The sequence below is a fragment of the Nostoc sp. PCC 7107 genome (assembly GCF_000316625.1).
In the GTDB taxonomy this organism is placed as follows: domain Bacteria; phylum Cyanobacteriota; class Cyanobacteriia; order Cyanobacteriales; family Nostocaceae; genus Nostoc_B.
The window spans coordinates 6,279,140-6,301,689 of the sequence record NC_019676.1 but is presented as its reverse complement, the minus strand read 5'-3'; the positions used below and the strand labels follow the sequence as shown (position 1 = coordinate 6,301,689).

The following is a 22,550-nucleotide window of genomic DNA, read 5'->3' as shown; positions in this document are numbered from 1 at the left end:
GCCTTGATGGGTGATTAAGAGAAAAATTTCATTAGCTGTTGTAGTGTTTATTTAATAATTAGTTTGACTAGCTGATCAACCAGGCGATCGCGCTCAATGGGTACAATATCACCACTGTGCAACACATCTCGCAGTAGAACAAAATGAATCAGTGTTCCCATAAAGGCTCGCGCTGCAACTTCTGGGTCTGGGAGTTCTAATTCTGGGTGAGAGCCTAGATAATGTGTCATGGCTTGCAGCATTGGTTTTTCAATGTTCTGCACAAAGGCTCGTGCTAATTGGGGAAAGCGTCCTGATTCACCGATAATAATCCGCAAGAATGTCAAGCTTTGGGGATCATCTGCAACATGGGTGAGCATCATATTGGCAAAGGATTTTAAGAATGAAGCTACATCACCTTGAGCCGATAGCAGATGATTTGGATTAAAAAGCTCTTTTTCGCAAGCCAATTGCTGTACCAGTTCGATAAATAAAGTCTCTTTGTCAGGAAAGCGCCGATAAATTGTCGCTTTAGAAACACCTGCCGCTACGGCAATTTTATCAATTCTGGCAGCAGCATAGCCGTTTTCTAAAAACTCTTGCATTGCTCCATCTAAAATAGCCTTCGTCTTTTCTGGAGATAAATCGCGCTCAACACTTTTGGATTTCATGCTTCAAGGGTACAAACAAACTAGCGAATACCTGATAGGACTAACGCAGTGATAACAATCTAGGGTTATACAGGGTTTGTAGATGAGCAAAAATCTTACACCTTTATACACCCCTACACCCAGTTTTAACAGAGTGTTTTTCTGCGTGAGTTTTTTAGTAATTCACCTAATTTCCAGTATACCCTTGACAAGACGAAACAGTTTAGTTTAGTTTCTATATAGACGAAACAAAACAGTTTAGTTTTACCAAGTGACATCAAGAAATTAGGGGTTTGCAAAATGCTGCAAAACTTACCAGCCAAAGCTTCTTCAGCTACAGTTCGTCAATGGATGGGGTTAGGGGCGACGGCGCTGATTGTTGTGGGTGGGGTTTCTGCTTATCTACTGTTCCAATCAGCATCAAAGCCACAGATAGAGAATCAAAACGCCGCCATCAGTTCACCGCAAATTACCACAGTGACGGCCTTGGGGCGGTTAGAACCTCAAGGAGAAATCATTAAGTTGTCAGCACCGACCGCAAATAACGGCAATCGGGTAGACCAATTACTAGTGAAACAAGGCGATCGCGTCAAGATAGGACAAGTGATTGCAATTTTGGATAGTCGTGATCGCCTGTTTGCAGCCTATCAGCAAGCGCAGGAAGATGTGAAAGTTGCCCAAGCTAAAATGGCGATTACCAAAGCCGGGGCAAAAACCGGCGAAATCAACGCTCAACGTGCAGAAATCGCGCGTCTGGAAGCACAGCGCTTAGGTGATATTGATGCTCAAGCTGCAACCGTCGCGCGGTTAACCTCAGAGCAAACAAATGCCCTCAAACAATACAACCGCTATCAATCGTTGTATGAACAGGGTGCAATTTCCGCGGCTGATCGAGATAGCAGACAGTTAGCTTTAGATACCGCACAAAAGAGTTTACAAGAAGCACAAGCAATATTAGAACGGATTCAATCAACTAGTCCAGCACAACTCAATCAAGCCAAAGCTAATTTAGAGCGCATTGCTGAAGTCCGTCCGGTGGATGTCAAACAAAACCAAGCAGAGATTGATCGGGCTGTTGCGGCGATTAAACAAGCCAAGGCCGAACTTGATCAAGCTTATGTGCGATCGCCAATGAATGGGGAAATTCTCGAAATTCATACCCACGCGGGCGAAGTGGTTGGGACTGATGGGATTGTAGAAATTGGTCAGACTCAGCAGATGTATGCAGTTGCCGAAGTTTATCAAAGCGACATTAGTAAAGTCAAACTGGGACAAAAAGTGCGTGTCAGCAGTGATTCTATCCCCGGTGAACTACTCGGAAAAGTAGAACGTATTGATTCCCAAGTTAAACGGCAAAATGTTGTCAACACTGACCCTAGCACCAATATTGATGGCCGGGTAATAGAAGTGCATATCGCCTTAGATGCTGCATCCAGTAAAAAAGCCGCTAAATTTACCAACTTGCAAATTACAGCCGAAATCGAACAATGATTGCATTTATCGAGCAATTTCAACGACGGACACCTTTGGGATGGCTGCAACTAAGCAAAGAAAAAGGTCGGCTTCTCGTCGCATTATCAGGGATTGCTTTTGCTGATGTGCTGATGTTTATGCAGATGGGTTTTCAAAGTGCGTTGTACGATAGCAATACAAAACTCAGCCGCAGCTTAAATGCAGATATTGTCTTAGTCAGTCCCCAAGCGCGAAATACGCAAAATTTAGGGACATTTGCCCGCAGACGTTTATATCAAGCCAAAGATATTCCCGGAGTTCAAATCACCCAAGCGTTTTATTCCAACACAATTACTTGGAAACATCCAGAAACGCGCAAAGATACATCCATGCAGGTGATCGGTTTTTCTCCAGAACAACCTGCTTTGAACTTACCGGAAGTGAATCAGCAATTAGATAAAGTCAAAATTCCAGATAGAGTTTTGTTTGATCGCAATTCTAGAGGAAATTATCAACAAGCGATCGCCCAAGTTGAACAAGGAAAAACTGTCACTACAGAAATCGAGCGCCGCACTGTTACTATTAGTGGCTTATTTACATTAGGCGCATCTTTTGGCGCTGATGGAATTTTAATTGGTAGTGACCAAACCTTCTTGCATTTTTTCCCGCGCCGAGAAGCAGCCAGTGTCAACTTAGGATTAATTAAGCTCAAACCTGGATATGATTCCCAGCAAGTAGCTAAGGAATTAGCCGCTTATCTTCCCAATGATGTGAGAGTTTTTACACATCAAGAATATATCACCTTTGAAGAAAGTTACTGGCAAAAAGAAAGTCCCATTGGATTTATTTTTGGCTTGGGAACAGGGATGGCATTTGTTGTAGGTGTGGTGATTGTTTATCAGGTACTTTCAACAGATGTTAACAGTCATCTCAAAGAATATGCCACCTTTAAAGCAATGGGATATCGTAATCAATATTTACTCACGGTAGTTTTTGAAGAAGCAATTATTTTGGCTTTTTTAGGCTTTCTCCCCGGTTTGATTTTACCAATCGGACTTTATCAATTAGCTGCCACTGCCACTGCCTTACCCATTGCCATGAACCTTTCTAGAGCAACGACGGTGTTGATTTTAACGATTATTATGTGTGGAATTTCGGGAGCGATCGCAACTCGTAAACTGCAATCTGCTGACCCGGCTGATATGTTTTAAGAAAAGTGCTGAGTGTCATTTTTATCAATCTTTGTGTACCCAATTCTTGACGGCTATTTAATATTATGGTTAACGAACCTGTAATTTCTATTCAGAATCTCAACCATTATTTTGGTAAAGGTCAATTACAAAAACAAGTTTTGTTTGATGTTACCTTAGAAATAAATACTGGTGAAATTGTGATTATGACAGGGCCTTCGGGTTCTGGTAAAACTACCTTACTCACCTTAATTGGGGGATTGCGATCGGCTCAAGTTGGGGGGAGTTTGCAAGTTTTAAAACAAGAACTTTGTGGTGCTAATGCCGCAGAATTGACCTTAGCACGCAGACACAATGGCTATATATTTCAAGCACATAATTTGCACAATAGTTTAACCGCTATCCAAAACGTCAGAATGGCGTTGGAACTACATAATAATTTGTCAGTCAAACAGATGCTAGAACGTTCGGCACAAATGCTGGACTTAGTTGGCTTGGGTCATCGCCTAAATTATTATCCTGATGATTTATCTGGGGGACAAAAACAACGGGTGGCGATCGCGCGAGCTTTAGTCAACAATCCGCAAATCGTTCTAGCTGACGAACCCACGGCGGCTTTAGATAGTAAATCTGGACGAGATGTTGTCAATTTGATGCAGACATTAGCTAAAGAACAAGGCTGTACTATCTTACTTGTAACTCATGATAATCGAATTCTGGATATTGCCGATCGCATTGTCTATATGGAAGATGGCAAATTAACTAATAACTCTGTTGTCAGTTTGGCTTCATAAATTAATTGTTTGATGCAGAGGCGCAAAGAAGATAAGGCATTTGAGATTTCAATCAATCGAATGACCAGATTTTTATTTCTACAGACATACTTAAATCCCTCTGTATATTGAAGATTTTTATATTAATAGTGAACTAATCTTCTTGAGGAGATACAAACCTCAAGGGTTATTCCTATGCCTAAAGATGTATTTGAGTTATCAGCACCGCCAGTTAATTCTATTGTTGGTCATCTCCAGCAACTGGGGCAAGATCCGTTAGGGTTTCTCAGCCGTTGTCGTGATTATGGTGATATTGTTCCCTTGCAGTTAGGGTTAACATCTGCTTGTTTAGTTACTAACCCTGAATATATAGAAGAAGTTCTCAAAAATCGCACCGATTTTATTAAAAGCCGCGGCTTACGTAGTTTAAAAACTCTCTTAGGAGAAGGCTTATTAACAGCAGAAGGCGAATCTTGGTTTTGGCAGCGTCGCCTTGCACAACCAGTATTTCACCAAAAGCGGATTAATGTATATAGCCAAATCATGGTGGATTACACCAACCAAATGTTGCAAACTTGGGGTGATGGTGAAACCCATGATATTCATGCAGATATGATGGGTTTGACGTTAGAAATTGTGATGAAGTGCATATTTAGTGCTGAGGTGGATGCTGGAGAAGCAAAGGTGGTTGCTCATGCACTGGATGTAGCAATGAACTGGTTTGAGAGTAAGCGGAAGCAGAATTTTCTGGTGTGGGAGTGGTTTCCTCGACCAGAAAATATCAATTATCGTCAGGCGATTGCCCAAATGGATGAAGCTATCTACAAACTAATCCAAGCACGTCGCAATAGTAAAGAAAAAACTAATGATTTGTTGACAATGTTAATGGAAGCGAAGGACGAACAAACCGGTCAGCAAATGGATGATAAATTGCTGCGGGATGAAGTCGCTACCTTAATGTTGGCAGGACATGAAACTACCGCCAATACTTTATCTTGGACGTGGATGCTTTTATCACAAAATCCCCAAGTGCGGGAAAAATTACAATCAGAACTTGATCAAGTCCTGCAAGGAAAGTCACCAACTCTCGAAGATCTAGGAAAGCTGGTTTATACACAGCAAGTAATCAAAGAATCAATGCGCTTATATCCTCCTGTCTCTCTGATGGGACGGGAAGCCGCAGTAGATACGCAGATTGGTGATTACGAAATTCCCCAAGGTACATCAATCATGATTAGCCAATGGGTAATGCACCGTCATCCCAAATATTTTGAGAACTCCGAAGTTTTTCAACCAGAACGCTGGACAGAAGAGTTAGAAAAACAACTCCCCAAAGGAGTGTATATTCCTTTTGGTGATGGGCCAAGAATTTGTATTGGTAAAGGTTTCGCTCAGATGGAAGCGGCTTTGTTATTAGCGACTATTGCTCAAAATTTCCAAATAGATTTAGTGCCAGGATACCCAATTGTTCCCCAGCCTTCAATTACGTTACGTCCAGAAAATGGACTGAAGGTGGAAATCAAAAAAATTAAGTTGAACGCTGCTGAAGATGGGAAAAAACCAGTGTCTGGTGCAAACATTGTTTAGTACAGGCAAAAACATTGTTGCCGATTTCCTCTGGTTACAAGTAATTTAGCATGGCTCAACTACAACGAATTGCGATCGCTCCTTCTCAATTCCAACAAGACCAAATTTTACTCACACCCCAACAACTACATTATCTAGGACGGGTCTTGCGTTTGCGTGAGGGCGATCGCTTTATTGCAATGGATGGTATGGGTAAATGGTGGTTGGCGCAGCTAACAGGGGAACAAGCCCAGGTTTTAGAATCACTTTCCGTAGAGACAGAATTGCCTGTGTCAATTACCTTGATAGTAGCTTTGCCCAAAGGTAATGGATTTGATGAAGTTGTCCGCTGCTGTACGGAAATTGGTGTAACTTGTATTGCTCCAGTGATGAGCGATCGCACACTTCTTCATCCCAGTCCCCAAAAACTCGAACGTTGGCGACGCATCGCCGCTGAAGCCGCTGAACAATCGGAACGAGCGTTTGTCCCGACGATTTTAGAACCAGTGGCTTTTAGTGAGGCTTTGTCAAAAGTTAATGGTCATAAATATATCTGTGAGGCGCGTGGTAATTATCCTCACTTACTCAATTGCTTACCAAATAAAGAAACCAGAATAAATGACCAAGAACTAATTATTGCTACAGGCCCCGAAGGCGGATGGACAGAACCAGAAATTGAAAATGCGATCGCCTCTGGCTTTCAACCTGTATCCCTCGGTCGTCGTGTTCTCCGCGCTGTTACTGCACCTATTGTAGCTTTATCCATAGTTACCGCAGCGTATGAAGTATAAATGATCATAAGCCGCGTCAAAAATCAAACGCGGAGATGCGGGGAGATAAACCATGATTGAGCGTGTTGCGATCGCTTTTGACCGTAAAGATTATCACACAGCTGCGAAATTACTCCAACAACTGTTAAAGGAATCACCGGATAATCCTTGGGTGCAATTTTATGTTGCTAGGCTTTATGAGGTATCTAATAAGCGACAGAATGCAGAAAAGATTTATCGCCAGTTGTTGCAGAGTACCACCAACTCCAAAATAGTTACCCAAACACGTCAAGGTTTACAACGTCTCCAAGAATTTGAACAAGAAGAAAGACAACGCGCCATTGCTAAAGCCACAGCCGAACCTAGCAGTAGTGAGCCAGGAGTACTCGTTTTAGAACCACTAAATAATGAGCAAAAGTCTACAGTTATCGCTAAATTTGCTCAAATTATGCAGTTAGACCCTTATACAGCTAGGCTAGTTATACCCAGTCGGAGTTGGAAAGTCTATCGCTCTGGGCAAGTGGGAGCGTTGAAATTCTATGGTGAACAGCTAAAAGCCGCAGGAATTCCTTGTTTTTGGACAACAATCGCCGCAGTTCAACAAATACAAGTTTATCAAGTTGAATATTTTGCGGAATCTACTTTACAAGCTACTGTGGCTTGTCGTAATCAAACCAATCAACTTGGTTCTTTAACTTTTAATTGGTCAGAAGTACAAGCAAGAGTAATTGGACTATTACCGATTTTTGAGGAAGTTGTCGATATTGATGCGCGTCACAAGCTAGAACGGAAAATTCAAACTCAAGACTATGCCCAGTTTTATGACTTACATATTCCTGGGCGACGCTGCATTCTGCGGCTGTCTGATCAGAGTTATGATTTCCAACAAGGTGTAGAAATTGCTGCTCAACCAAGTCAAAATACTATCAGAATTAACTGGAATCAAGTACTCAACTGGTTAGAGCAGCATCTGCCACAAGTGAAGCTTTGGTCAGATTTCACACCTTTTGCGGAGACGATTTTAGATCAAACAGAAATCTTAAGCAATATCACACCCAATATCAACTTGTTTCGCCGAGAACCAACAAATTGGGATGCTGCTTTTCAGTTGTACAGCGGATTGGTATTTCAAAAATGCTCGGCGATCGCACACAATGAAAATTGAACCACTAAGCTTGGTTAGGAGTTTTGACTTGACTAGCCATATCTAAGAAAGAACTCATATTTGCTCCTGGACGGCGGCGACCATTGGTAGCAGCAGGTGTTAAATATTTGGGTGCAAATGTTTTTTCGGTTGGTTCTTTCTTCACCGCCACCACTGCGGGAGCTTTTTCTGGTTCAGTTGGTGCAGCTTTGCCATTTTGAGATGCTTCTACTTTGGCTGCTTTAGCCGTAGGTGCAGGTTTTTTTGCTGGCTCAGGTGCTTTTGCTGTCGCTTTTGTACCGTTAGAGGTGGCTGCTGGTGAGGCTTTAGGTGCTGGTGCTGGAGTTACTTCTGCACCACTCTCATCTAATTGGAGGTAGTAGCCACCATTTTTTTTCTTTTTGCCACCTAACAACCCTGTGAAGAAGCCTAAAATCCCAGCAATTAAATTTTTGATAAAACCGAACATTAGAATTTCTCCTGCCTTCTATAATTCTGTAAATCTGACCGTAATGTTAAAAATTGCAGCTTAATGCTACATTTTTTTGCGCCGTACTATTACTTTGACTAGCTTTATAGTTTAGTGTTTGAGCAACACTGGAGTAAGACTACAGAGCAAATGTCTTTGATTTTTCAGGCACTTGCAGCCCGTACATATCAAGACTCATTATTAAATTTTACTGTAACTATAAGCAAGATTATGAAAGTTAGCTTAATAAAAATTAATATCTTGCCTTGGGTAAATATATAAATAACTGTGAAGCAAATATTCAGATCCAAGCCAATGATGTGAGTGTCATAGCTCATTCACAGATGGCAAGCTAACTTAGCTAGATTTTTCACAGACTCATACTAGACAATCAAGTAATGAATACCATTAATCAGCAATATAATCCCGTCTTATTAATCCACGGCATTAGCGATACGGAAGCAGTCTTCCGCAAGATGCGAAATTATTTACAAGATAAGGGTTGGTCTGTGTATGCTCTCAATCTAGTACCGAATAATGGTGATGTTGGCTTAGATATATTAGCACAGCAAGTAGCTGATTATATTGCCGCGACCTTTGCACCAGAACAAACACTAGATATAGTCGGTTTTAGTATGGGCGGAATTGTTAGTCGTTATTATGTCCAAAGACTGGGCGGAATTGAGCGCGTGCAAAGGTTGATCACCATCTCATCGCCTCATCATGGAACTTATGTTGCTTATGGTTCTTGGCGGCCAGGTTGTGAACAAATGCGTACTCACAGTAACTTCCTCAAAGATTTAAACTCTGACGCTGTGATGTTAAAGCAATTGAACTTTACCTCGATTTGGACACCTTACGATTTGATGATTGTCCCAGCAAAAAGTTCGCAAATGCCCATAGGTACAGAAGTAATTATCCCCGCAGCATCGCACCCTTGGATGTTAACTGATTCCAGGAGTTTAGCCGCAGTCGCCACAGCCTTAGCCGAACCCATACAGAATATTAACCGCGATCGCCAATTTGGGTATACTCATAACTACCAAATATCGCCTCTGGGTAGCGGTAATACTTAAACTCCAGCAAATTATAAAAGGGATCTTCCAAAAAGAAAGTCCGATGTTCTAAAGGAGAACCCACAAAGCGGTCTTTAGCTTCTTCCCGAAATAACAGTTGGTGCGTTTGTGCTTTACTTAACAAGCTTTCCCAGTCACTTTCCTGAGTAAAAATTAACCCAAAGTGCCTTGGGTAAATAGTACGCTGTTTAGTCAAGGGTTCTTTGGTAGTATGTGCTACCAACTGATGCCCGTAAAGATTGAGAATCAGCGCGTGAGGATTTTCCCGGCCAGGAATACAACCCAAACCATCGACATAGTAAGCTTTTGTCTGTTGGATATCACTCACCGGAAAAGCTAAATGAAATATGGGTAGACTCATAACTGAATATTTACTAGATTTGTACTCTATGTATAGCCAAAGTCATTAAGACATTAACTCTGTAACCTGTTATATCTACAATTTATGCCCGGAAAACTTGTTTGTGGTTAAGTGCAACACAGTTTTATATTGCTGTCACTTATATGCTGATAGCGATATTTACAGCAGTTTCTAACTTCATGAGCTACAAAACTAAAAATTAACAACAGAAATTATTCGTCTTACTCCTGACTTCTTCCAGCTAAAAAATTTGTTCTTTGTCTTCCCTGTTTTTTCTCTCGCCACTAGTAAAAGTAAGAGAATCTAGGCACTTCTAAAATTAAAGAATGAGAGGTAACACCAAGGTCTAAAATTGGTTATTCTGTTGATATGCTGCCAATGACAACATTACTTGTGATTCACTGCTAATGTTACCTTTACTTGACTCTGCGAATCCCTGGTTAGTGGGAGTAGGATTAAACGCCATTTTATTGGGTTTAGTTTGGATTGCTCCAAAAAAGCTGCTCACCCCAGCAGGGTTATTCCACGCCTGGATACTGGGTGTGCTGGTTTGGGGAACGGTAGGTTGGCAGGGATATCTTGTAGTGGCGTTTTATTTCCTGGTGGGTTCAGGGGTGACGCGCATTGGGATGGCAGAGAAAGAAGCGCAAGGTATAGCCGAAAAGCGTTCTGGTGCAAGAGGCCCGGAAAATGTCTGGGGTTCGGCATTAACCGCAGCATTATGTGTTTTGGGTGTAGGGATCATCAATTCGGGATTTATCGTAACTAATTCCCAGTCTTTAGTTCCCCATCCTGTGTCCTTGCTGTTGTTGGGCTATGTAGCGAGTTTTAGCACTAAACTATCTGACACATCAGCCAGTGAAGTAGGAAAAGCCTACGGTAAAAGGACATTTTTGATTACTACACTACAACCAGTACCACGAGGTACAGAAGGTGCAGTTAGCTTAGAAGGCACATTAGCGGGTGTGGTAGCATCAATTGCGATCGCCTGCGTGGGTTGGGCTGTAGGATTGATCGACTCACTGGGAATTGTATGGTGTATCTTAGCGGCTTTCATTGCAACCAATTTAGAAAGTGTCATTGGAGCAACACTGCAAACTAAATATACTTGGCTGACGAATGAACTAGTCAATATTTTAAATACATTAATTGGTGCGATCGCCGCTATACTCTTTGCTTGGTTATGGACAACTGCGATCGGCTAGTTATCTAGTGAAATTTAAACATATTTTTAGGTAACACATTAACAGTGTAGTTGCCGTAATTTCCCATGCTGACTCCTGACACAGTTCGGGTAGCCGCCAATTATGAAATTTTAGCTGTTTTTATTGAGTTAATTCATGGAATCTTTATCATTTCTGTCAATAAATGATCATCCACTCTCAATCACACAGGCAGTAAAATATCTGCAAGCTTCTGGCAAATTATCACAGTTTATTGGCGATATTCTTCGCCAGTACGTGATTGAGCAAGAAATCCAAACTAGAGATGATTTAGATATCAACCCAGCTTTAACAGAACAAGCAGTTATTGACTTTAGGCTCAAAAATCAACTTACTCAACCACAAATTTTTCAAGAATGGTTACAAACGAATGGTACAGATTATGAAACATTTCATTCATCAATTACCTTGGGGTTCAAACTAGAAAAACTCAAAACATTAGTTACCCAAACCAGCATTCCTGAGTACTTTATTGAAAGGAAAATTTTTTTAGATCGTGTAGTTATCTCTCGCATTATTGTTGAAAGCCAAGAACTTTGTGAAGAACTCAGAACACAAATCGAAGAAGGAGGCAGTTTTGAACAACTAGCCAGAGAATATTCCCTCACAGAAGATCGCATCATGAACGGCATGATGGGAGCAATCAGCCGCGGCACAATGCCAGATACATTACGGGCAGCAATTGATGTTGCCAGTTCTGGGCAATTAGTAGGGCCAGTAGAACTAGAAGGACGTTATGGTTTGTTTCGTGTAGAACAATTTCTGCCAGCGTCTTTAGAAGATACTCAACTCCAACAAGCATTACAAAATGAGTTATTTGAAAAATGGCTAGCAGAGAAAATTCAAAAGCTAACAGTGAAATTACAAATGGGTTAACACCACTGGATCATGAATCTTTAGAAATTAACGCTATAGCAGAAATACCGTGGAATCAAGGGCCATTATGTTGGCTAAGTAGCGAACAACAAGCGAGATTGCGTTATCAGGTAATTATCCATCGCTACCAACTAGGAGAAAAAATCTGGTCAACGCAAAAACGCGGCTACCAATACTACATCGTCTCAGGCAAAGTCAGACTGAGACAAGAACAAGATAGTCTTGCCCTAGCAGCCTTGCAAACTGGCGACTGGTTTGGCGACCTTTACACAATAGCTGTAGACTGCAAAGCCGTAGCCGCCAGTAAAGAAGTCATCGTCGCCTGTTGGGACAGCGCCCTGTGGAAAGAATTTAGCACTCCCGAAATTGCACAATTTTTCTCTGGTTCCACCACAGAACCACCACAAATTAATACTCAAAACCAACCCAGCCTAGAAGCACAACTGCCTCTACCAGCCGCCACAGTTAGCCCTCCAGAAACTCAGCAGCCAACTCTACAAGAATTACTCAACCGCACTCCAGATACCTCAAATTATCCCTTTATTGCCCACAGCAACACGGCTGCCGCCTGTCTGACAATGGTGGCGCAACAACTAGACAACCCTGTTCAACTCGAATGGGTACAACGGCAACTGCGGGGACAAAACTCGAAACATATTGTCGAAGGTGCCGAGAAACTTGGACTAGTATTGCGGCGACTCCAAGTTAGTTGGGACGAATTACCCAAACTTTCGTTTCCAGCCCTGATGTTGTGGCGTAGCGAAACTCAACCCCAGTCCAGTTGGGTAGTTGTTTATGCCGTCAAAGGTTCACGCTTAATTATTGCCAACCCCCTAAATTTAGGGCAAATATGTGAGACTCTACCCCAATCAATTGTCGAAGCTGCTTGGGATGGGCAACTTTGGCAAGTAGAACTGATTAACAAACAAGAAAAATTTAACCTCAGTTGGTTTGTTCCGGCTGTTTGGAAATATAAGGGATTATTAGGGGAAGTTCTGCTGGCATCCTTCACATTACAACTATTTGGCTTAGGCACACCCCTCATTACCCAGGTCGTGATCGATAAGGTGATGGTGCAAGAAAGTTTGCCTACCCTGGATGTGATGGCGATCGCTTTATTGTTAATTGCTTGTTTTGAGGCGGTGCTTGGCACTTTGCGCCTTTTCATCTTTACCCATACTGCGAGACGATTGGATTTAAGTTTATCGGCACAGCTATTTCGTCATCTCATGCGCTTGCCTTTAGCTTATTTTGAGTCTCGGCGGGTGGGTGATACTGTCGCCCGTGTCCAAGAACTGGAACAAATCCGGCAATTTCTCACAGGTACAGCTTTAACGGTCATTCTTGACAGCATATTCGCTGTTGTCTATTTGGTGTTGATGTTTTACTACAACATCCCTTTAACTTTTGTTGCCTTGGCGGTGTTGCCATTGTTTGCCGCTTTAACGATTTTTGCTACACCAATCTTACGCAACTGGCTCAACGAAACGTTTAATCGCAGTGCCGACAGTCAATCATTTTTGGTAGAAACAATTACAGGTATTCATTCTGTAAAAGCTCATGCGGCTGAACCCGTAGCGCGGGAACGTTGGGAAGGTTTGTTTGCCCGATTTATCCGTACCAGTTTCAAAGCCTCAACGACATCTAATATTAGTAGTAATATTGGTGACTTTCTTACTAATTTTTCTACCTTACTAATTCTCTGGGTGGGTGCAAAGCTAGTGATTGGTCAACAACTTACCATTGGTCAGTTAGTTGCTTTTCAGATGTTATCTGGGAGAGTGACAGAACCACTGTTGCGTTTGGTGCAACTCTGGCAAAATCTGCAACAAGTATTGCTATCAGTAGATAGAATTGGTGATATTCTCAACACTGCCCCAGAAGCGGAACCAGGTACAGGATTGGTCTTACCAACATTAAAAGGGCAAGTAAATTTTGAACAGGTATTTTTCCGTTATCAAGCCCATACTGAACCTGTGTTACGTGGGATCACTTTTGATGTACAACCAGGACAGTTTGTGGGGATAGTCGGACGTAGTGGTTCGGGCAAAAGTACACTGTCAAAGTTATTGCAACGGTTATATCAAATTGAATCGGGACGCATCTTAATTGATGGGTTTGATATTAAAAGCGCAGATTTAGCATCGCTGCGGCAACAAATTGGGGTGGTGTTACAAGAGGACTTTTTGTTTAATGGTTCAATTTTAGAAAATATTACTTTGGGTAATCCCAATATTACGGCTGAACAGGTAGTAGAAGCTGCAAGATTAGCTGTAGCCCACGATTTTATTAGTCAATTAGCATTTGGTTACGAGACAAATGTCGGTGAGCGAGGTACGGCTTTGTCTGGAGGACAGCGACAACGTATTGCTTTGGCACGGTTGTTTTTGTCTGATTCTCCAATTTTAATTTTGGATGAGGCGACGAGTGCCTTAGATAGCGAAACAGAACAACAAGTACTCCAAAACTTACAACGAGTTTCGGCAAATCGCACAGTGTTTCTGATTGCTCACCGCTTTGCACCACTCAAGCGGGCTGATTTAATTGTAGTAATGGAGAAAGGCGTAATTGCTGAACGTGGTACTCACACTCAACTTTTACAGCAGAAGGGTTTGTATTGGTCTCTTTATCAGCGTCAACAGGCTAATGTGTAGTTTTGAAAATAAAGGCTAGAGGATAGTGCCATAACTACCAACCATGTTCTGCTTGTTGAAAAACATAAGCAGCTACATCCAAAATTTCTTCAGAAGTTAATTTATTTTTGAAGGGAGGCATGGCATTTTTACCATTCTGCACTTGATGAATAATTGCCTGAATGGAGTCAGTGTTATAATCCGCCAAGTATTTTGATAATGCTTCTTTGGTTAAAGTTTTTTCGGCAACCAGAATGTTACCGCCGCCTATGTGGCAAGAAGAACAGTTGGCGCTGAAGATTTTGGCACCGTTGGATGTTTCGGCAGCTAGTGCTGGATCAGTAAATGTTAATTTGAAGAGAGCGATCGCTAGAAATAACATGAACAAAAATATTCTCAAGTGATTCTCCAGGCTCCAGCGACTAAATAAATATAGTTCCAATCTATACTTCGACTGCTATATTTTATCAGTTTTACATTTCCATAAAATTAGCGGTGACGAGTTAATCTCTGACATCGCTATGCGCTGTTGAGCATTCTGAGCGGAAATAAGACTCGTCACCGCCATTGCTAGATTTTTTGTATTTGCCAAACTCTGGCATTTGTTCAGTTTGTTGATTGTACTGAAGAGCCTAGAAAATATCTAGGTCAACAGTGCTACCTTTACTCAACGGTGATTTTACCAACCATGCCAGCACCACGGTGGGGTTCACAGTAGAAGGTATATTCACCCGCAGGTGCATCGGCTGGGAAAATGGTTGTGTCTTTTTGACCAGGACTCATTAACAGCTGTTTATGAGACAGAGATTTAGCTAAATCTGCACTTTTAGAAGGGTTGAGGGCTGAATCAAAAACAATGTTATGGGGAGGAACTTTGTTGTTTACCCATTCAATTGTATCGCCGGGTTTGATGGAAAGCTTTTTGGGTTCAAATACTAGCAACCCTTTATCGCTACCCAGCTTGATTTGGTGGGTTTCAGCAGCAGCGGAAGGTGTAAAAACAGCAAAGCTGCTCACAACTAAAAGAATTGTCAAAACAGCCAGGCTCAAGCGTCGCAGGCTTGCCGTAATTATTTTCATGACTTTCTCCTAACAAAAGGTTTTATTTTCCTTATTTCATTTTAAATAAAATCAACGCCAAAGTTTGACAATATGTCGTAGATCCAATTTTTTTTATTAATCGGGTCATAAATTAATATTCAGCAACTTTGCAATCAGCAATAATTCATCAACTACATTGCACCCAAAAACTTATGGCTCAACTCATAGGAAGCAGCATATTATATCTTGATTGCTCAAAAATATAGGGATTAGGGGCTGGGAATTTTAGATTTGAAATTTTGGATTGCAGACCAATCTAAAATTTTTTCTCAAACCACAATTCCTAGCATCTAATCCCTTAAAATTCAGCAATTAGTACTGAAGTTTAGTAATAAATTTTGCCACCACCCCACTTGGTACCGACAACTTTGGGTTGTAGGAGGATGTGACCAGCGATCGCTACTAAATCATCTTCGGTCAGATTACGCATTTCTGTGAAAATATCTGCACTCTTGAGGCTGGGGTGTAATTCAGAGATTTCCTCTTCCCCATCATAAGTAGTGGGATTTTTCATGTAATCTACCAAACCTGCAATGTTGTTCCGGTTGGGTGTAGCCAATTTTAGGGCTTCCGGTTCAAGTCCGACGTTTTGGTTGACTTTAGTAACCCCACCAACATGACATTGGGCGCAAGCGTACTGAAATAAGCGTTTGCCTTCTTTAACTTGTTTGAGGCTAAGAACGACTGTATCACCCTGTTCATTTAATGGCACTGTTCTGATAGCTTCGTCTAGTTCCACAGCTGTAGCATTACCGACCATCAACTGAAACGCCAGTAAAACAGTAACCACAACAACGCCAATTAATCTTCTAAACATTGTTTCCCCTTAAAAATTTTGACGCTCAACACAGCTAAATAATGCGATGCTCAATCTCCATATCGCTAACAGCGGTTCTATGTTATTAAAAATTCGCTCCAGTCCGAAATCACCCACCAGGTGACTCTGGTATCACTCACCGAGTCGCTAGTACCTTGGTGGTGAATTTCCGACGATGTTTGCGCCATAATTGCTTTTGCATTTTCCAACGCCCAATAAGCCTTTTGGCATTTATAGGCAATTCCCAATTGCTTATACAGAGAAAACACTTTTGCCACAGTCTTACTGTAGTTTGTTGCTATCTCTGCGATCGGTAGATCTGCAAAACCCATAATGTTTGTTAACAGACAAATAGAGATTAAGTCGCTGTAATACCAATATCACGTTAGGAGTGCAATTTGTTGCCCAAATTTCGAGGACGCACAGACACAAGTTGAGTTAATTTATTGTCCCTAGATAAAAATCGCCACTTCCGATCTTGGATTTGATCAGTTCTTAAAACTCAGAGTTGCATAGAGTTTGTCTGTGGAGAATGGGTGTAGAGGTTTGAGGGTGTAAGGGTTTTGGATACATCTACCCTTACATCCTTCTCCAAACCCTTGATTTTTTGTTTTACTGCGTAAGTTCAGTTCTAACTGATTAATTTTGGCAACTTGGTATGACAGATCGTCATTTGACATCGTTGCTACGAAGGTAAACAATTTAACACAGAGAAGCTTTGATCAGGTTCCTCGTAATAGTCTGGCGATTGTCAATTTTTATTAAAATTGATAATGATTATCATTTTGTGCTGGCGTGTGTAAATCACACGTCTTATTTCTGCGCGTGCAGACTAATGCCTTTGGAAGTGAAAGAGTCTATTGATAATTTTGAATGATTGTTGTGTGAGAACGGAATGAGCCAAATTTATCTGCGCTTCAATTTAGGATTAGCCTTATTACTAAACATCTTCGTCAATCAGCCAACTTTAGCTACAGACAAAGAGAAGATTCCTCGAATTTCGGATATCCAGCATCCTTATACAAGTGTCAAAGGGTTGCTAGTTCAGCAGCCTTCTGAGGTGATTTCAGTTACAGGTGTCAGGTTGAATCAGACTCCTAATAACTTGGAGGTAATTCTTGAAACCACTGCATCGGACAAGCTGCAAGCCATAACTAAAGTTGAAGGCAATAATTTTATTGCAGATATCCCTAATGCTCAACTAAGTTTAGATGGTAACAATTTCTTTCGCCAAGAAAATCCCCTGCCGGGAATTACGGAAATCACAGTGACAAATCAAGATATAAATAATGTCCGTGTCACGGTGGTGGGAGAGGGGAATTTACCAAAAGTCGAATTGTTTGACAGCGAGGAAGGTCTAGTTTTGGGGGTGACAATAACATCTCAGCCTAGTAGTGAAACACAACCAACTCAACCAGATATTGAACTCATTGTTACTGCTCAGAAAAGACCAGAAGCATCACAAGATGTACCACTTAGCCTGACGGTGATTCCTCAGCCAGAACTAGAAGACGCTCAAATAAGTTCTTTGAGTGATATTGCCAATTACACACCCAACTTTAGCTTTTTCCCCACCACGGCGGGAAGTTCTGACTTTAATTACTACAGCATTCGTGGCTTAAATAACTTTAACTTTCTGGCGAGTCAAGATACTGTCGCTTTTTATGTTGATGATGTGCCATTTGATTATGGTGGCTTTTTAGACTTGAATTTGATTGATTTAGAACGGGTAGAAGTGCTGCGAGGGCCACAAAGTACACTCTACGGTAGAAGCAGCCCAGGCGGGGTGGTGAATGTGATATCAAGGCCGCCCAGCAATCAGCCAGAATTTAAGATAGGAGCTAGTTACGGTAACTACAATAGCCGGGAAGTCCAACTTTCTTTGAGTGATGCAGTTATTCCTGATCAGTTGGCGTTTAGATTGGCAGGAGTTTATAAAGCACAAGATGGTTTTTTTGACAATGTGCTACTCGATCGCCAAGTTGGAGAGCGATCGCAATTAACCGGACGCGCTCAAATTCTCTGGACACCGACACCAGATTGGAACGTATCGTTTAACACCTACGCCAGCGATAATGATAACGGCAACCCCACTTTTAATCGGCGTAATGCTCCTGACCCCTTTGAAGTTTCTCAAGAAGTTGATGGTTTTTATCGACTCAGTAGTAACACTCAAGCCTTAAAAATTGGCTACAACGGCTCAGGATTGCGTGCTACGTCGATTACAGCCCGACGCTTTACTAATCAAAGTACCTTGGTTGGTGATAACTTTGTTGGTGACTTATTGCGCCAGAATATCGGGATAAATTCTACACTGTGGACGCAGGAATTTAGACTTCAGTCGCCGGAAACGGCTGATCGTTTTCGCTGGTTGCTGGGTGGATATTACGAGTCACGGGAATTTAAAGTGATTGACGACAGCTTTGAATATACTGAATTGGGAGCAGCAGCCTTTGGATTAGCCGCACCAGGGAGCGATCGCGTTTCAGCAGAACAGTTGCGTCAAACCTACGCAGTATTTGGACAAATAGACTATCAGCCCATAGAACCCCTGACTTTGTTTGCCGGACTGCGTTATGAATGGGCAAATACAACCCTTGATCGTCGCCGTGTGTTTGCAGCCTCTGGCGGTGAAACTACCCTCACCAGTCCTGAACTACGGGGTGCAGAAATCAATAGCGAAGAATTGATTCCCCGGTTTGGCGTGCAGTATCGCTTCAGCCCAAATTTAATGGTATACAGCACAATCGCCAAAGGTTATCGACCCAGTGGATTTAACTATCGTGCTGATGATGAAACCACACGCCGATTTCGAGAAGAAACTTCCTGGACTTATGAATTAGGCTTGAAATCTTCTTGGTTTAGCGATCGCCTCACCGCTAACTTATCAATATTTCATACAGATGTGGATAACTATCAAGTCTTACTCGCCGACGATTTTGGCTTTTTTAGAAATGTCGCTAGTGCAGGCGTTAGCGTGACTGGACTTGAATTTGAGTTGAAAGCACAACCAACAAAAGGATTAGAGTTTGTTGCTGGTGTCGGCTATGTTAACAGCCAATTTCAAGACTATACCAATCCCTTTACAGGCATCAACTTCAGCAACAATCGCGTTCCCTACGCACCAGAAATTACTTACAACCTAGCAGCACAATATCGCAGTCCAGGTGGTATTTTTGCCCGTCTAGAATTACGTGGTTACGGCACAACCTATTTTGATGATGCCAACCAAGTTAAGCAAGATCCATTTGCCTTAATCAATGCTCGAATTGGTTACGAAAAAAGCAACTACGGTATTTATTTGTTTGCCAATAACTTGTTTGACACACGCTACATAACCTCCGGTTTTTTATTCCCACCACCGAATGTCACTGCGGGATTTGGTGAACTACTCACTTACGGATTGCAAGTTCGTGCCAACTTATAACAACACCATGATCTCCAAGCTCGTTTTGCTTGCTACCCTTTATGTTTCTCAATTCATCCCCACCACTTTCTTTTTCCAGGCATTACCTGTTTTTTTGCGACAACAAAATATGTCGCTGGATACTATTGGATTTTTAGGTTTATTAGTTATTCCATCAGGGTTAAAGTTTCTGTGGTCGCCTTTTATTGACCGCTACCATTTAGGAAAATTAGGACATTATCGCGGTTGGATTATTTGTTTCCAATTGTTGTTAATATCAACTCTTTTAATCAGTGCTTTTCTTGAGTATCAAGAAAACCTAACTTTATTGCTAATTTGTGTGTTTTTGTCCTGTTTATTTTCGGCTAGTCAAGATATTGGAACTGATGCCTTAGCAGTGAATTTATTAGAACCCCAAGAACGTGGATTAGGAAACGCTATTCAATCGGGAGGAAACGTTTTAGGAGCAGTGATTGGCGGCGGTATAATGCTGATTTTATTAGAGAAAGTGGGATGGCGTTATAGTTTAGTTGCGATGTCAATCTTCTTGCTGCTAAACCTCATACCAATATTGCTTTATCAAGAACAAGTCACCTCAAAATCAAAAAACTTAAACTTTTTTCAGTCCTATTTCCAACCCTTTGTTAGCTTCCTCTCTCGCCCCAAAATCATACCTTGGCTGTTGGTTTTGCTGTTGTATATGACTGGTGAGAGTGTGACTAGTGTATTGATTCGTCCGTTGCTGGTAGATAGAGGTTTGTCTTTAACAGATATTGGCTGGATATTAGGTGTAGTTAGCTATAGTGTCCGTATTGTGTCAGCCTTAATTGCGGGAGTGATGGTTATGCGGTGGGGACGTAAGCAGTCTCTAATTGTGTTTGGAATTGTCGCCGCCGTTGCAACGCTGTTGTATATTTTGCCAGCGATGGGTATTGCTAGTTTCTCTGTGCTGTATACAGTATGTATTGTAGTTAATGCTACCCAAAGTATGGCATATACTGCAATTCTCAGTGCCATGATGGACAAGAGCGATCGCACTACTGCCGCAACTGATTATACAATTCAAGTATCAGTAATATTTTTAGGTGGAATTGCCGCTACAATTTTGGCTGGAATTCTCGCTCAACGCGCAGGGTACGCCTCTACTTTTATTGTCAGTGCTGTTGTCAGTTTGTTAAGTGTGTTTTTTATTACTAAAGTATACGAGTAATACTAGTTTTTTATGAATATTAGGACTTACGCACGGACTAAGATTTTACGTCATTACGAGCGAAGCGAAGTAATCGCAAAAGCTTAGTTTTTTGTCATGAATGCGTAAGTCCTATTTTATAAAACTATCCTTTCCCGCCTGTAAAGGCTGCACTTTGAATAAAATAGCGGTTGAAGAAAGCATATATACTTAAAGCAGGTAGGGTAAAAACCATAGAAGCGGCCATGATGTAGTTCCAATAGCTGATGTATAGACCTTTGAAGGTGTTCAAGCCCAAGGGCAAGGTGAACATTTCGGGGTCAAATAAGATGACGACAGGGAGCAAAAAATTATTCCAACTACCCATGAAGACGAAAACGGCTTGGGCTGCTAGGGCTGGTTTGGCTAAAGGTAAGACAATATATCTAAAAATTCCCCAGGTAGTTAAGCCGTCTAATTGTCCTGCTTCTTCTAATTCTCTAGGGAAATTGACGAAAAACTGCCGCATCATAAAGATAAAAGTAGCGTTCACCATCCCCGGTACAATCATGCCTTGATAAGAATTTAGCCAACCGATCGCCTTTAAAATCAAAAAGGTGGGAATCAAGGTAATTTGGGCTGGGACTGCCAACACTGCCAAAATTAAGAAAAACCAGAAGTTTTTACCAACAAAGCGCAGTCTCGCTAAGGCATAACCCGCCATTGAGTTAAAGATCAAGTTTAATAGTGTCACACTAACGGCGATCGCTATACTATTGAATAACCAGCGCCAAAATAGCGGTTCTTGTAAAAAAATTTGCTTGTAATTATCTAAAGTAAAATTCTGCGGGATAAAATTACTGCTGCCGTTGACAATCTCTGATAATGGTTTAAACGATGCCGACAATGCCCAAAGAAAGGGTATGACAGTGATAACTCCATAAACTGTCAACACTAGGTATAACAGTACTTTGAGCCAAGGAATGCGAGAAATTATCGTCACATTTTTTCGCCTCCAAATAAATGCCGCTGAATTAAAGTTATGGTGATAATTACTACAGCTAATAAAAATGCGATCGCCGCTGCATAACCCATCTGTAAATTGCGAAATACTGCTTGATAAATCAGCAACACCAAAGTCAGCGTCGCATTATTCGGCCCGCCAGTCCCACCAGAAAAAATGTAAGACTGGTCAAATAATTGAAAAGTCCCGATAATTCCGATGGCTACGACAAAAAAAGTTACAGGTTTGAGTAACGGAATTGTTACGTAAATAAACTGCTGCCAAGTATTTGCCCCATCCAGTTCTGCCGCCTCGTACAATTTTTGGGGAATATCTTGCAACGCCGCAAGATAAATCACCATATAAAACGGCGCAGTTGACCAAATATTCATCATCATGATGCCTTTCAGTGCCACAGATGGATCACCTAACCAGTTATAAGTAGGTAAACCCACAAAAGCTAAACCATCGTTCAGTAGCCCATCCGTGTTATAAATCCACATAAAAATCAGTGTCAGCACGGCGGAAGAAGTCACTGTGGGCAAAAAGTAGAGAATGCGCCACCAATTCTTCCCACGAATCCCGGAGTTGAGAGTTACTGCCAAAACCAAAGCCAAAAGAGTTTGGCTAGGTACGACAATAGCCACGTATTCCGCCGTATTTTTTAAAGCAATCCAAACGCGTTCATCTTCAACTAAGCGGCTGAAATTGTGAAAGCCGATAAACTCATATTCAATTTCGCCGAGAAGTTGGACTTTGTGTAACGACAGAAAAACGGCGTAGAGAATGGGTAATACAACAAAAGTTCCCAAAACCAGAATAGTGGGTGCGAGAAACAGATATCCAGCCAGATTTTCTGTCAGATTTTGCCGTCTGTTAATTTGCAACATAAC

22 protein-coding genes are annotated in these 22,550 nt (G+C 41.6%); 12 read left to right on the top strand and 10 right to left on the bottom strand.

Going from position 1 to position 22,550, the window contains the following annotated elements:
• Window positions 1-47 precede the first annotated feature (47 nt).
• Window positions 48-650 carry a TetR/AcrR family transcriptional regulator gene (locus NOS7107_RS26995; protein WP_015116087.1) on the bottom strand — a complete coding sequence of 201 codons (603 nt, stop codon included), beginning with the start codon at window positions 648-650 and terminating at the stop codon, window positions 48-50.
• A 330-nt stretch (window positions 651-980) separates the two neighbouring features.
• Between NOS7107_RS26995 and NOS7107_RS26990 the strand changes: the two genes are divergently transcribed.
• From NOS7107_RS26990 to NOS7107_RS26965, 6 genes are all read left to right on the top strand, one after another.
• A complete protein-coding gene (locus NOS7107_RS26990; RefSeq protein ID WP_253274570.1) occupies window positions 981-2,120 on the top strand; it encodes an ABC exporter membrane fusion protein in 1,140 nt (379 codons plus the stop codon).
• Window positions 2,117-3,292 carry an ABC transporter permease DevC gene (devC, locus tag NOS7107_RS26985; protein ID WP_015116085.1) on the top strand — a complete coding sequence of 392 codons (1,176 nt, stop codon included), beginning with the start codon at window positions 2,117-2,119 and terminating at the stop codon, window positions 3,290-3,292. The genes NOS7107_RS26990 and devC overlap by 4 nt, the downstream gene beginning before the upstream one ends.
• Before the next feature lie 65 nt (window positions 3,293-3,357).
• On the top strand, window positions 3,358-4,065 hold the full coding sequence (locus NOS7107_RS26980; protein WP_015116084.1) for a DevA family ABC transporter ATP-binding protein: 708 nt from the start codon (window positions 3,358-3,360) through the stop codon (window positions 4,063-4,065).
• 174 nt (window positions 4,066-4,239) lie between these two features.
• Window positions 4,240-5,631, top strand: coding sequence for a cytochrome P450 (locus NOS7107_RS26975; protein ID WP_015116083.1), 1,392 nt, complete (start codon window positions 4,240-4,242; stop codon window positions 5,629-5,631).
• A gap of 50 nt (window positions 5,632-5,681) precedes the next feature.
• Complete coding sequence (locus NOS7107_RS26970) at window positions 5,682-6,401, top strand: 16S rRNA (uracil(1498)-N(3))-methyltransferase (RefSeq protein WP_015116082.1); 720 nt, start codon at window positions 5,682-5,684, stop codon at window positions 6,399-6,401.
• Between the two features lie 52 nt (window positions 6,402-6,453).
• Window positions 6,454-7,545, top strand: a complete 1,092-nt coding sequence (locus NOS7107_RS26965; RefSeq protein WP_015116081.1) for a tetratricopeptide repeat protein — start codon at window positions 6,454-6,456, stop codon at window positions 7,543-7,545.
• 4 nt (window positions 7,546-7,549) lie between these two features.
• On the opposite strand, the gene NOS7107_RS26960 is transcribed toward NOS7107_RS26965, so the two are convergent.
• Window positions 7,550-7,993, bottom strand: coding sequence for a hypothetical protein (locus tag NOS7107_RS26960; protein ID WP_015116080.1), 444 nt, complete (start codon window positions 7,991-7,993; stop codon window positions 7,550-7,552).
• Between the two features lie 398 nt (window positions 7,994-8,391).
• On the opposite strand from NOS7107_RS26960, the gene NOS7107_RS26955 reads away from it, so the two are divergent.
• Entirely contained in the window at window positions 8,392-9,069 is a 678-nt protein-coding gene (locus tag NOS7107_RS26955; protein WP_015116079.1) for a triacylglycerol lipase, read from the top strand.
• Here the strand turns inward: NOS7107_RS26955 and NOS7107_RS26950 are convergent.
• Window positions 8,999-9,430: a VOC family protein gene (locus tag NOS7107_RS26950; RefSeq protein WP_015116078.1), complete on the bottom strand. Its 432-nt coding sequence runs from the start codon at window positions 9,428-9,430 to the stop codon at window positions 8,999-9,001. The two genes, NOS7107_RS26955 and NOS7107_RS26950, sit on opposite strands and share 71 nt — an antisense overlap.
• Before the next feature lie 407 nt (window positions 9,431-9,837).
• Here NOS7107_RS26950 and NOS7107_RS26945 point away from each other — a divergent pair, with 407 nt between their 5' ends.
• The 3 genes from NOS7107_RS26945 to NOS7107_RS26935 all read left to right on the top strand — a co-directional run bounded on the left by NOS7107_RS26945 (window position 9,838) and on the right by NOS7107_RS26935 (window position 14,183).
• Window positions 9,838-10,635: a TIGR00297 family protein gene (locus tag NOS7107_RS26945; RefSeq protein ID WP_015116077.1), complete on the top strand. Its 798-nt coding sequence runs from the start codon at window positions 9,838-9,840 to the stop codon at window positions 10,633-10,635.
• Window positions 10,636-10,770: 135 nt separating this feature from the next.
• Entirely contained in the window at window positions 10,771-11,529 is a 759-nt protein-coding gene (locus tag NOS7107_RS26940) for a peptidylprolyl isomerase (protein ID WP_015116075.1), read from the top strand.
• Window positions 11,478-14,183 (top strand): peptidase domain-containing ABC transporter, encoded by a 2,706-nt coding sequence (locus NOS7107_RS26935; RefSeq protein WP_015116074.1) that lies wholly within the window; start codon window positions 11,478-11,480, stop codon window positions 14,181-14,183. The genes NOS7107_RS26940 and NOS7107_RS26935 overlap by 52 nt, the downstream gene beginning before the upstream one ends.
• Before the next feature lie 34 nt (window positions 14,184-14,217).
• Here the strand turns inward: NOS7107_RS26935 and petJ are convergent, their stop codons facing one another.
• From petJ to NOS7107_RS28910, 5 genes are all read right to left on the bottom strand, one after another.
• Window positions 14,218-14,544 carry a cytochrome c6 PetJ gene (petJ, locus tag NOS7107_RS26930; RefSeq protein WP_172641501.1) on the bottom strand — a complete coding sequence of 109 codons (327 nt, stop codon included), beginning with the start codon at window positions 14,542-14,544 and terminating at the stop codon, window positions 14,218-14,220.
• Window positions 14,545-14,825: 281 nt separating this feature from the next.
• Window positions 14,826-15,242, bottom strand: coding sequence for a plastocyanin (petE, locus tag NOS7107_RS26925; RefSeq protein ID WP_015116072.1), 417 nt, complete (start codon window positions 15,240-15,242; stop codon window positions 14,826-14,828).
• A 346-nt stretch (window positions 15,243-15,588) separates the two neighbouring features.
• Window positions 15,589-16,080: a photosystem II cytochrome c-550 gene (psbV, locus tag NOS7107_RS26920; protein WP_015116071.1), complete on the bottom strand. Its 492-nt coding sequence runs from the start codon at window positions 16,078-16,080 to the stop codon at window positions 15,589-15,591.
• Between the two features lie 77 nt (window positions 16,081-16,157).
• Window positions 16,158-16,412 carry a hypothetical protein gene (locus tag NOS7107_RS26915; RefSeq protein ID WP_015116070.1) on the bottom strand — a complete coding sequence of 85 codons (255 nt, stop codon included), beginning with the start codon at window positions 16,410-16,412 and terminating at the stop codon, window positions 16,158-16,160.
• A gap of 156 nt (window positions 16,413-16,568) precedes the next feature.
• Entirely contained in the window at window positions 16,569-16,760 is a 192-nt protein-coding gene (locus NOS7107_RS28910; protein ID WP_015116069.1) for a hypothetical protein, read from the bottom strand.
• A 215-nt stretch (window positions 16,761-16,975) separates the two neighbouring features.
• Between NOS7107_RS28910 and NOS7107_RS26910 the strand changes: the two genes are divergently transcribed.
• A complete protein-coding gene (locus tag NOS7107_RS26910; protein WP_015116068.1) occupies window positions 16,976-19,507 on the top strand; it encodes a TonB-dependent receptor in 2,532 nt (843 codons plus the stop codon).
• A gap of 7 nt (window positions 19,508-19,514) precedes the next feature.
• Window positions 19,515-20,696, top strand: a complete 1,182-nt coding sequence (locus tag NOS7107_RS26905) for an MFS transporter (protein ID WP_015116067.1) — start codon at window positions 19,515-19,517, stop codon at window positions 20,694-20,696.
• A gap of 124 nt (window positions 20,697-20,820) precedes the next feature.
• On the opposite strand, the gene NOS7107_RS26900 is transcribed toward NOS7107_RS26905, so the two are convergent.
• Entirely contained in the window at window positions 20,821-21,657 is an 837-nt protein-coding gene (locus tag NOS7107_RS26900; RefSeq protein WP_015116066.1) for a carbohydrate ABC transporter permease, read from the bottom strand.
• Window positions 21,654-22,547, bottom strand: coding sequence for a carbohydrate ABC transporter permease (locus NOS7107_RS26895; protein WP_015116065.1), 894 nt, complete (start codon window positions 22,545-22,547; stop codon window positions 21,654-21,656). Before NOS7107_RS26895 ends, NOS7107_RS26900 begins: the two co-directional genes overlap by 4 nt.
• Window positions 22,548-22,550: the final 3 nt, after the last annotated feature.